Raw genomic sequence first — 11,116 nt, forward strand, 5'->3', positions numbered from 1 at the left:
GGCCGACGGCGACTGGACGTTCACGACGTACGGGCGCGTACCGGCCGTCGAGGTGCGCGTGCCGGGCTCGGTCGCGCAGACCCGCTCGACGTCGTTCCTCGACCGGATCGGCCCGGCGGTGGCACGGACCGAGCAGCAGCGGCAGTGCCTGTGACGCCCTCCCGGGGCGGACGGGCTCAGCGCAGCCCGGTGGGCCGCTCGAGCGCGAGCGCGACCAGCTCGTCGACCAGCGTCGGGTAGTCGACCCCGCTGGCCTGCCACATCCGCGGGTACATCGAGTACGGCGTGAACCCGGGCATCGTGTTGATCTCGTTGACGACGACCTCGCCGTCGGCCGTGACGAACACGTCGACCCGGGCGATGCCCTCGCAGCCGACGGCCTCGAACGCGCGCACGGCCGCGTCCTGCACGCGCTCGACGACGTCCTGCGGCAGGTCGGCGGGGCACGACAGCGTGACACCGGTCTGGTCGAGGTACTTGGCCGCGAAGTCGTAGAACGTGTGGTCGGCCTCGGCAACGACGACCTCGCCCGGCAGCGACGCGCGGGGGGCGGCGCCCGATCGTCCGCCGAGGACGCCGCACTCGATCTCGCGACCCACGATCGCCGCCTCGACGACGACCTTGGGGTCGTGCTCGCGCGCGGCCGCGACCGCGGCGGGCAGGTCGGCGGCGTCGTCGACGCGCGTGATGCCCAGGCTCGAGCCGGCGCGCGCGGGCTTGACGAAGACCGGCAGCCCGAGGTCGTCGACGATCGCGCCGAGCGTCGCGGCGTCCGGCGCGACGCCCGCGGGGACCACGCGGAAGGGCCCGACGCGCAGACCCGACCCGGCGAGCACGAGCTTCATCATGTGCTTGTCCATGCCGACGGCCGAGGCGAGCACGCCCGACCCGACGTACCGCACGTCGGCCAGCTCGAGCAGCCCCTGCAGCGTGCCGTCCTCGCCGAACGGGCCGTGCAGCAGCGGGAACACGACGTCGACCGCGCCGAGCGGGGCCCCGAGCCGGCCGTCGTGCAGCACCTGGACGTCGCGCTCGGCGGTGCCCTGGGGCAGCAGGACGCGCGTCGCGGTGTCCTCGACCTCGGGCAGGCGGCCGTCGCGGATCGCCCACCGGTCCGGGTCGTCGTCCGCGAGCACCCACTCGCCGCGGCGCGTGATGCCCACGGCGACGACGTCGTAGCGGTCCCGGTCGAGCGCGCGCAGCACGCCGCTCGCCGTGGCGCAGCTGATCGCGTGCTCGCCCGACCGCCCGCCGAAGAGCACCATCACACGGGGTCGTGCACCGACGGCACGGGCGCGGCCGTCGTCGGCGGCGGCTGGGGGCGTGGTCGAGGCGTCCATCGCGCACCGACCCTACCCCCGAGGCGAGCGCGGCACCCGGCGCACCGGGCGGCCCGGTCCGTCGGGGCCCGCGCCCGCACGCGCCGGCGCTCCCGCACCGTGGGCGGCCTCGCCGTGCGGTGCCGGCGCTCGCGTAGCCTGCCCGGGTGACCACCCCGGCGCCCGCCTCCCCGGACCAGTCCCCCACCCGCCGCGCGCACCCGCACGACGTGTCGCCGCGCACCCTCGCGGTGAGCGCCGGGCGCCCCGCCAGGGAGCCCGGCGGGTCGCTGAACCCGCCCGTGGTGCTCACGTCGACGTTCGTGTCGCAGGGCGTGCCGTCGGCCGGTGAGCACCTGTACGGACGCATCGGCACACCGGCGTGGGAGCCGTTCGAGGAGGCCCTGGCGGCGCTCGAGCGCACCGACCACGCCGCTGCGGGCCGACCCGCCGACGGCCCGCCCGCGACGGTGTTCGCGTCGGGCATGGCCGCGATCGACGCCGCGCTCGCGCTGGTCCCGCTCGGCGGGCGCGTCGTGGTGCCGCGGCACGCGTACCAGGTGACGCTCGTCCTGCTGCGCGAGCAGGCGGAGCGCGGGCTGCTGCGCGTCGAGGCGGTCGACGTCGCCGACACCGACGCGGTCGTCGCGGCGGTCCGCGGCGGCGGTGACGACCGGCCCGCGGCGCTGCTGTGGCTCGAGTCGCCCACGAACCCGATGCTCGAGGTCGCCGACGTGCCGGCGCTCGTCGCCGCCGCGCACGAGGTCGGCACGCTCGTCGTGGTCGACAGCACGTTCGCGACGCCGCTCGTGCAGCGCCCGCTCGCGCTCGGTGCGGACGTGGTCGTGCACTCGGTCACCAAGTACCTGGCGGGGCACTCCGACGTGGTGCTCGGGGCGACCGTCGCCGACGACCCCGCGCTGCACGCACGTCTCGTCGCGCACCGCACGACCCACGGCGCGATCGCCGGACCGTTCGAGGTGTGGCTCGCGCTGCGCGGGCTGCGCACGCTCGCGCTGCGGGTCGAGCGCGCGCAGGCCAACGCCGGCGAGCTCGCGCGCCGCCTGTCCGCGCACCCGGGGGTCGCGCAGGTCCGCTACCCGGGCCTGCCCGGCGACCCGGGGCACGCCCGCGCGGCCGCCCAGATGGACGGCTTCGGCGCGATCATCGGCCTGCGGCCGGCGGGCGGGGCGGCCGCGGCCGACGCGCTCGTGGCCGCGGTCGGGCTCTGGGTCCCGGCGACGAGCCTGGGTGGCGTGGAGTCGACGCTCGAGCGGCGCCGCCGCTTCGCCACCGAGTCACCCACCGTCCCCGAGGACCTCGTGCGGCTGTCGGTCGGCATCGAGGACGTCGAGGACCTGTGGCGGGACCTCGACGCGGCGCTGGCGGCGACCGCCGACCGTCTCGGAGGCTGACGAGCCCTCGCCCGGTCTCTCGGCGGGTGGGCGGCCCGACGGGCGCGGACCTGGCCTACACGCCCTCGGCGCGGTGCGGACGCGCGAGCAGCAGGCCCGCGAGCCGGTCCACGGGCAGCCCCTCGTGCAGCACCTGCACGACGGCCGAGGTGATGGGCATCTCGACGCCGAGCGACGTCGCCAGCTCGAGCACCGAGCGGCAGGACTTGACGCCCTCGGCGGTGCCGCCGGTCGCCACGACCGCCTCGTCCAGGCTCATGCCCCGGCCGATGTGGACGCCGAGGGTGTGGTTGCGCGAGTCGGGAGACGCGCACGTCGCCATGAGGTCGCCCATGCCCGCCAGCCCGGGGAACGTCTCGGCGTCCGCCCCGAGCGCGAGGCCCAGGCGCGTGATCTCGACCAGGCCGCGCGTGATGACGGTCGCCATCGTGTTGAAGCCCATGCCGCGCCCCTGCGAGATGCCGACCGCGAGCGCGATGACGTTCTTCACGGCCCCGCACAGCTCGACGCCCACGACGTCGGGGTTCGTGTACGGGCGGAAGTACGACGACGCGCACGCCCGGGCCACGAGCCGTGCGGTGTCGGCGCTGGTCGACGCGACGACCGTCGCGGTCGGCTGCCGCAGCGCGATCTCGCGCGCGAGGTTCGGTCCCGACAGCACGGCGACGCGCGCCGGGTCGATCGCGAGGCTCTGCGCGACGACCTGGCTCATGCGCTGGTCGGTGTCGAGCTCGACGCCCTTCATGAGCGAGACGACGACGGCGTGCGCGGGCAGCGCGTCCGCGAGCGGCGCCAGCACCTCGCGCGCGCGCTGGGACGGGATCGCGACGGCCACGACGTCGGCGTCGGCGAGCGCCGCGCGCGGGTCCGCGGTCGCCGTGACACCGGCGGGCAGCTCGACGCCCGGCAGGTACCGCGAGTTGCGGTGCTCCTGCGTGATCTCCTCGACGGTCGCGGCGTCCCGGCCCCAGACCGTGACGGCGCAGCCCGCGTCGGCGAGCACGGCGGCGAACGTGGTGCCCCAGCTGCCGGAGCCGAGCACCGCGGCTCGCAGCGGCGTGACCGGCGGCGTCACGCCGCACCCCCCTGGTCGTGCGCGCCGCCGCCCGGAGCGGGTCGCCGGCGCATGTCGTGCCGCTCGGCGGGCGGCTGCTCTCCGCGGATCTCCGCCAGCATCGTCGTGATGGCGGCCATGATCCGCTCGGTCGCCTCGCGCAGCGTCGCGGCGTCCTGCGGGCGGTCGTACAGGTCCGTGAGGTCGACGGGCGGCCCGGCGACGACGGTGACCTTCTTGCGCGGGAACGGGCGCAGCAGCTTGCCGTAGCGCGGCAGCAGGTCCTGCGGCCCCCACTGCGCGACGGGGATCAGCGGGACCCGCGTCGTCAGCGCGAGCCGCGCGGCACCCGTCCGGGCCTTCATGGGCCACAGGTCGGGGTCGCGCGTGAGCGTGCCCTCGGGGAACACCGCGACGCACTCGCCCGCCTCGAGGGCGGTCACCGCGGACCGCAGCGAGTCCCCCGCCGCGGCCGTGTCGCGGTGCACGGGGATCTGACCGGTCGCGCGCAGCACGGGCCCGACCACGGGCACCGCGAACAGCGACGCCTTGGCGAGCACGCGCGGCACGTGGCCGTGGTCCCACAGGTAGTGGGCGAACGTCAGCGGGTCGACCTCGGTCATGTGGTTCGCGGCCGCGACGAACCCGCCCTCGACGGGCAGGTGCTCGGCACCGTGCCAGTCGGGTCGGGTCGTCGCGAACAGGAACGTGCGCACGACACGGGCGACGTTGCGGTAGGCGCGGTTGGAGCGCGACGGCGACGGCACGGGAACCGATGGTAGCCGCGCGCCGTCGCGCCCCGGACGAGGCGTCCGTCAGCGGCGGACGTCCACCTCACGGCTGAACTGCGCACCGAGCGCCTCGAGCTTCTCGGTGAAGTGCTCGTAGCCGCGGTCGATGAGGCTGATGCCCCGCACGGCCGACTGGCCCTTGGCCGCGAGCGCGGCGATGAGGTGGCTGAAGCCGCCTCGCAGGTCCGGCACCTCGATGTCGGCCGCGGACAGCGGCGTCGGCCCCGAGATGACGGCCGAGTGGTAGAAGTTGCGCTGCCCGAACCGGCACGGCCGCCCGCCCAGGCACTCCTTGTAGACCTGGATGGTCGCGCCCATGCCGCGCAGCGCGTCGACGAACCCGAACCGGTTCTCGTACACGGTCTCGTGCACGATCGACAGGCCGCGTGCCTGCGTGAGCGCGACGACGAGCGGCTGCTGCCAGTCGGTCATGAACCCGGGGTGCACGTCGGTCTCGAGCTGGATCGAGTTGAGGTCGCCGCCGGGGTGGAAGAACCGGATGCCCTCGTCGTCGATCGTGAACTCGCCGCCGACCTTGCGGAACGTGTTGAGGAACGTCGTCATCTCGGGCTGCGTCGCACCGCGCACGTAGACGTCGCCGCCCGTCGCGAGCGCCGCGGCGGCCCACGAGGCGGCCTCGATGCGGTCCGACAGCGCGGTGTGCTGGAAGCCGACGAGCCGGTCGACGCCCTCGATCCTGATGACCCGGTCGGTCGCGACCGAGATGATCGCGCCCATCTTCTGCAGGACGTTGATGAGGTCCATGATCTCGGGCTCGATGGCCGCGTTGGACAGCTCGGTGATGCCCTCGGCGCGCACGGCCGTCAGCAGCAGCTGCTCGGTCGCCCCGACGCTCGGGTACGGCAGCGCGATCTTGGTGCCCTGCAGGCGGTGCGGCGCGCGGATGTGGATGCCGTTGTGCGTCTTGTCCACGACCGCGCCGAACTGCCGCAGGATGTCGAGGTGGTAGTTGATCGGCCGGTCCCCGATCCGGCAGCCGCCCAGGTCCGGGATGAAGGCCTCACCGAGGCGGTGCAGCAGCGGGCCGCAGAACAGGATCGGGATCCGGCTCGAGCCCGCGTGCGCGTCGATGTCCGCGACGTGCGCCGACTCGACGTCGGTCGGGTCGAGGCGCAGCGTGCCGGCCTCGTCGTCGAGGTCGACGCTCACGCCGTGCAGGCGCAGCAGCCCCGACACCACGGCGACGTCACGGATCTGGGGGACGTTGCGCAGCTCGCTCGGGGTCTCGCCGAGGAGCGCGGCGACCATCGCCTTGGAGACGAAGTTCTTGGCGCCTCGGACGGTGATCTCTCCGCGCAGCGGGTTGCCACCGTCGACGTACAGCAGGTCGGTCATGTGCACATAGTCCCTCACCCGCGGGCGTGGGCACGCCATCGCGTGCCGCCGCGTCCAGCGTCCACCCAGAACCCACACATCGCACCCCGGCGGGCGCACGGTCGTGGCCGTGCGTCCGCCGGGGTGCGGGTGCCGTAGGTCACACGGCGCGGGACGGCTCAGGCGCCCTGCGTGGGCCCCAGGTCGAGGGCCACGACGGGGCGCGCGGGGCGCACCGGGACCGGCGGCAGGTGCTTGGCCGGGAGCGTCGCGGGACGCCACGACTCGCGTCCCTGCTCGAACGCGGTGATCTCGTCGGCGTGCTGCAGCGTCAGGCCGATGTCGTCCAGGCCCTCCATGAGGCGCCAGCGCGTGTAGTCGTCCACCTGGAACGGCACGACGACGTCGTCGCACGTGACCGTGCGCGCGCCGAGGTCGACCGTCACCTCGGTGCCCGGGCGGGTCTCGAGGACCTTCCAGAGCAGCTCGACGTCCTCCTGCGCGACCTGCGCCGCGAGGAGCCCCTGCTTGCCCGAGTTGCCGCGGAAGATGTCCGCGAACCGCGACGAGACCACGACGCGGAAGCCGTAGTCCTTGAGCGCCCACACGGCGTGCTCGCGCGACGAGCCGGTGCCGAAGTCGGGGCCGGCCACGAGGACCGACGCCGACCGGTAGGCGTCCTGGTTGAGGATGAACTCCGGGTCGCCGCGCCACGCCGCGAACAGCGCGTCCTCGAACCCGGTGCGCGTCACGCGCTTGAGGTAGACGGCCGGGATGATCTGGTCGGTGTCGACGTTGCTGCGACGCAGCGGCACGCCGACCCCGGTGTGCTGGGTGAACTTCTCCATGATGAGCCTGCCTGTCGGGGGGTCGCGGGGGCGTCAGACGGTCTGCAGCGTGGCGTCGGGCGCCAGCGGGCTGCCGTCGGGCACGGGCACGTCGTCGCCGAGGTCGGCGACCGAGGACAGCGTGCCGCGGATCGCGGTGGCGGCCGCGACGAGCGGCGACACGAGGTGCGTGCGCCCGCCCTTGCCCTGCCGGCCCTCGAAGTTGCGGTTCGACGTCGACGCCGAGCGCTCCCCCGGTGCGAGCTGGTCGGGGTTCATGCCGAGGCACATCGAGCAGCCGGCGTTGCGCCACTCGGCACCGAAGTCGAGGAAGATCTTGTCGAGCCCCTCGGCCTCGGCCTGCAGCCGCACGCGCGCCGACGCGGGCACGACCAGGACGCGGACGTCCTCGTGCTTGGTGCGGTCCTTGACGAGCTTGGCGACGGCCCGCAGGTCCTCGATGCGCCCGTTGGTGCACGAGCCGATGAAGACCGTGTCGACCTTGATGTCACGCAGCGGCTGCCCCGGGACCAGCCCCATGTACTCGATCGCGCGCTCGGCGGCGACGCGCTCGTTGGCGTCGGCGATCTGCTCGGGGACGGGCACGCTGCCCGACAGCGGCAGGCCCTGGCCGGGGTTGGTGCCCCACGTGACGAACGGCTCGAGGTCGGCGGCCTCGAGCACGACCTCGGCGTCGAACTGCGCGTCGTCGTCGGTGCGCAGCGTGCGCCAGTACTCGACCGCGGCGTCCCAGTCGGCGCCCTCGGGCGCGTGCGGGCGGCCCTCGAGGTACGCGAACGTGGTCTCGTCGGGCGCGATCATGCCCGCGCGCGCACCGGCCTCGATGGACATGTTGCAGACCGTCATGCGGCCCTCCATCGACAGGCCGCGGATCGCCTCGCCGCGGTACTCCAGGACGTAGCCCTGGCCGCCGCCGGTCCCGATCTTCGCGATGACGGCGAGGATGATGTCCTTGGCCGTCGCGCCGACGGGCAGCGCGCCGTTCACCGTGATCGCCATGGTCTTGAACGGCGCGAGCGGCAGCGTCTGGGTCGCGAGCACGTGCTCGACCTCGGACGTGCCGATGCCGAACGCGAGGGCGCCGAACGCGCCGTGCGTCGACGTGTGGGAGTCGCCACAGACGACCGTGAGGCCGGGCTGCGTGAGCCCGAGCTGCGGGCCGACCTGGTGGACGATGCCCTGGTCCGCGTCGCCGAGCGAGTGGATGCGCACGCCGAACTCGGCGGCGTTCGCGCGCAGCGTCTCGATCTGCGTGCGGCTCGTCGCGTCGGCGATGGGCCGGTCGATGTCGAGCGTCGGGGTGTTGTGGTCCTCGGTCGCGAGCGTGAGGTCGGGGCGCCGCACCGGACGTCCGGCGAGGCGCAGCCCCTCGAACGCCTGGGGGCTCGTGACCTCGTGCACGAGGTGCAGGTCGATGTACAGCAGGTCGGGTGCGCCGTCCGTGCCGCGCCGCACGACGTGCGCGTCCCAGACCTTCTCCGCGAGCGTGCGGGCCATGTCAGTTCGTTCCTCTCGTCCGGGGCGGGGGCCTCCCGGGTGACCTGTCGACGTCGGTGCGCCGGCGGCGTGTCGCCCTCCGGCTTGCATCTCAGCCTTCGAGACGCCAATATCGACCTATGGACAACTCTAGCGGAGTCGGCGTCCTGGACAAGGCCGCGTCGGTGCTGAGCGCTCTGGAGGCCGGACCCGCGACCCTCGCACAGCTGGTCGCCGCCACCCATCTTGCCCGCCCGACGGCCCATCGGTTGGCCGTCGCGCTCGAGCACCACCGGCTGGTCGCCCGCGACCTGCAGGGCCGGTTCGTGCTCGGGCCACGGCTGTCCGAGCTCGCGACGGCCGCGGGAGAGGACCGCCTGCTCGCCGCCGCCGGCCCCGTGCTCACGCTGCTGCGCGACCACACCGGCGAGAGCGCACAGCTCTACCGCCGCCAGGGCGACCAGCGCATCTGCGTCGCGGCCGCCGAGCGCCCGATCGGGTTGCGCGACTCCATCCCGGTCGGCGCGACCCTGACGATGCAGGCCGGCTCCGCCGCGCAGATCCTGCTCGCATGGGAGGAGCCCGACCGCCTGCACCGCGGCCTGCAGGGCTCCAAGTTCACCGCCACGATCCTGTCGGGCGTCCGACGCCGGGGCTGGGCGCAGTCCGTCTCCGAGCGCGAGGTCGGCGTCGCGTCGGTCTCCGCACCCGTCCGGGGCCCCTCGGGTCGCGTCGTGGCGGCGGTCTCCGTCTCGGGACCCCTCGAGCGGCTGTCGCGCCAGCCGGGGCGCCTGCACGCCGCAGCGGTCGTCTCGGCCGCCAACCGACTCACCGAGGTGCTGCGCCGCACCGCCGACTGACCGCGGGCCCGTCGGCGCGCACCCCCACCCACGAGCCCCACCCACCGAGCCCCGCCGGGGCGGCCCCGACCTCGTCGGCCGCCCCGGCGGGGCCTCGTCGTCACGCCGACCGCTCGACAGGAAGAGCTCGCCGAGGTTCCAGCGCGCACCGACGTCGTCACGCACGGACCCCGGGTCGCGCCGGGGCCGCGAGGGCCGCCGGGACGACCTCCCTGCGGGACAGGACCGGGCCAGCACCGCACGGGACCACGCCACTCGACGGCGGGTCGACGCGTCGACACGGCCACGACGAGGGCACAGGGGATGCTCGGGCACGCAGGACGCCGGTCGCCCGGAGACGAAGAAGGCCCGGTCACCTGTGGTGACCGGGCCTTCGACCGTACCCCCGACCGGATTCGAACCGGCGCTACCGCCGTGAGAGGGCGGCGTGCTAGGCCGCTACACAACGGGGGCCTTGCTCACGTCCCGAAGGCCGTGTGCCGAGTGAGCACTCTACCCGATGTCCTCCGCGAGTCGAAACTCGCCTCGGACCGCGGAACCGCCACCAGGACGGACGCGCTCGTGCTGCACGTCCGAGTCGAAACTCGTCCGTGCGGCGCTGGGGTACCAGGACTCGAACCTAGACTAACTGAACCAGAATCAGTCGTGCTGCCAATTACACCATACCCCAAGGGCTGTGACCTGCCCCGATACGGGACGCACAGCACCGTGGTGCGCGACTCGCGGTCCCGCACCGGCCGTGAACATTACCCGAGCGAGGGCCGCGCGGTCCAACCGGCTCCGGGTGGCGAGGATCACTGACCCACCCGCCGTGCCACGCACTGCACCACGCACCCTCGCCGACGGTCACACCGACGGGATGTCCGCGACCTCGGAGACGTCGTACCAGAGCAGGTCGCGCTCCTCGAGGCGCTCGATCGCCGACTCGTCGCCCTCCACCACGGCCCGCACGTCGGGGGCCGCCTCGGGCTCGTCGACGTGCACGCTGACGACCGCCGCGAGGTCGACGTCGGAGACGAGCTGGACGGCCGACGGCACGGCGGCGTCCGCGAGGGGCCGCACCGCGGCCTCGGGCACGTCGGCCGCCACCACGACGCGCAACGGCGGCGCCTCGGGGCGTCCCGCGACACGCACGAGCGAGTCGTCCGCCGCACCCGCCTGCGCCGCGTACTCCCAGCCCTCCTCGTCCTCCTCCGGCCAGGTCGCGCGCAGCAGCGGCGTCACCGCGTGGACCACGCGGGGGGTCAGGAGCACGGGCGACCCGTGCTGCAGCTCGTCGAGGGTCACGGGCAGGTAGACGCGCACGGGTCCAGTGTGCCGCCGCCACGCCGTCAGACGACCGGGACGCGCCCCACCGGCGCGTCGACGGCCAGTCCGGCGGCCACCTCGGCCGCGAGCGCACCCAGGCTCCGGCGCGCGGGCGACCCCGGGGCGACCTCGCGCAGCGCACGACCCTCGAGCATCGCCGCGTCGACGGCCGCGCGGTCCTCGGGCACCAGGACGACGTCCTCGACCCCGGCGTACCGCGCGAGCGCCGCCGCGACGGCCTCGCCGGGGCGCGCGCCGGCGACGGTCGGGCGCACCCGGTTCACCACGACGCGGCGTGCGAGCGCGAGCCCCGCGTCGGCCGCGTCCGCGAGCGCGCGCACGAGGCGCTGGACGCCCACGGGGTCGGCGGCGCCCACCACGACGACGAGGTCGGCCTGCTCCAGGGCGGTGAGCGTGGCCGCGTTGCGCGCGGGGGCACGCGTGTCGTAGCTGAGCACCTCGTCCTGCTCGAGGCAGAAGCCCGTGTCGACGACCGTCACGTCGGCGAGCGCCCGGGCCTGGGACAGGACGAGCTCGAGCGAGCTGCCCGGCAGCTCGGGCCAGCGGTCGGCCCGCGAGATCCCCGAGAGCAGACGCAGGTCGGGCAGCACGACGGGCGCGAGGCGCGCGAGCGTCGTGAGGTCGAGCGCGCCCTGACCGGCCGCGCGGGCCGCGGCGGCCAGGCCGGGCGCCTCGTCGAGCACCCCGAG

Annotated in this window: 9 protein-coding genes, 2 tRNA genes and 1 pseudogene; 2 read left to right on the plus strand and 10 right to left on the minus strand. The window is 74.7% G+C overall.

All coding sequences use genetic code 11. The annotated features are described in order from the left end of the window. Positions 1-176 precede the first annotated feature (176 nt). Complete coding sequence (locus tag ATM99_RS17390; RefSeq protein WP_062103737.1) at positions 177-1,340, minus strand: D-alanine--D-alanine ligase family protein; 1,164 nt, start codon at positions 1,338-1,340, stop codon at positions 177-179. Positions 1,341-1,549: 209 nt separating this feature from the next. Here ATM99_RS17390 and ATM99_RS17395 point away from each other — a divergent pair, with 209 nt between their 5' ends. Beyond that, a complete protein-coding gene (locus ATM99_RS17395; RefSeq protein ID WP_062104067.1) occupies positions 1,550-2,734 on the plus strand; it encodes a PLP-dependent aspartate aminotransferase family protein in 1,185 nt (394 codons plus the stop codon). Positions 2,735-2,789: 55 nt separating this feature from the next. Here the strand turns inward: ATM99_RS17395 and ATM99_RS17400 are convergent, their stop codons facing one another. The 5 genes from ATM99_RS17400 to leuC form a co-directional block, all read right to left on the minus strand. Then, a complete protein-coding gene (locus ATM99_RS17400; protein ID WP_223305249.1) occupies positions 2,790-3,809 on the minus strand; it encodes an NAD(P)H-dependent glycerol-3-phosphate dehydrogenase in 1,020 nt (339 codons plus the stop codon). Next, positions 3,806-4,555, minus strand: coding sequence for a 1-acyl-sn-glycerol-3-phosphate acyltransferase (locus tag ATM99_RS17405; RefSeq protein WP_062104068.1), 750 nt, complete (start codon positions 4,553-4,555; stop codon positions 3,806-3,808). Before ATM99_RS17405 ends, ATM99_RS17400 begins: the two co-directional genes overlap by 4 nt. 48 nt (positions 4,556-4,603) lie before the next feature. Further along, positions 4,604-5,935, minus strand: a complete 1,332-nt coding sequence (gene murA, locus ATM99_RS17410) for a UDP-N-acetylglucosamine 1-carboxyvinyltransferase (RefSeq protein WP_062104069.1) — start codon at positions 5,933-5,935, stop codon at positions 4,604-4,606. Between the two features lie 158 nt (positions 5,936-6,093). Then, complete coding sequence (gene leuD, locus ATM99_RS17415; protein ID WP_062104070.1) at positions 6,094-6,762, minus strand: 3-isopropylmalate dehydratase small subunit; 669 nt, start codon at positions 6,760-6,762, stop codon at positions 6,094-6,096. A gap of 33 nt (positions 6,763-6,795) precedes the next feature. Continuing rightward, on the minus strand, positions 6,796-8,259 hold the full coding sequence (gene leuC, locus ATM99_RS17420; protein WP_062104071.1) for a 3-isopropylmalate dehydratase large subunit: 1,464 nt from the start codon (positions 8,257-8,259) through the stop codon (positions 6,796-6,798). 119 nt (positions 8,260-8,378) lie between these two features. Between leuC and ATM99_RS17425 the strand changes: the two genes are divergently transcribed. After that, a complete protein-coding gene (locus ATM99_RS17425) occupies positions 8,379-9,098 on the plus strand; it encodes an IclR family transcriptional regulator (RefSeq protein WP_062104072.1) in 720 nt (239 codons plus the stop codon). A 380-nt stretch (positions 9,099-9,478) separates the two neighbouring features. Here ATM99_RS17425 and ATM99_RS17430 read toward each other — a convergent pair. From ATM99_RS17430 to ATM99_RS17445, 4 genes and pseudogenes are all read right to left on the minus strand, one after another. After that, positions 9,479-9,551 (minus strand) — tRNA-Glu (locus tag ATM99_RS17430). A gap of 145 nt (positions 9,552-9,696) precedes the next feature. Beyond that, positions 9,697-9,768, minus strand: a tRNA-Gln gene (locus ATM99_RS17435). A 176-nt stretch (positions 9,769-9,944) separates the two neighbouring features. Further along, positions 9,945-10,403, minus strand: a complete 459-nt coding sequence (locus ATM99_RS17440; RefSeq protein ID WP_062104073.1) for a hypothetical protein — start codon at positions 10,401-10,403, stop codon at positions 9,945-9,947. 26 nt (positions 10,404-10,429) lie between these two features. Beyond that, positions 10,430-11,116 (minus strand): annotated as a pseudogene (locus tag ATM99_RS17445) (hypothetical protein); the annotation flags it as partial.

Source organism: Cellulomonas sp. B6, from assembly GCF_001462455.1.
GTDB lineage: Bacteria > Actinomycetota > Actinomycetes > Actinomycetales > Cellulomonadaceae > Cellulomonas.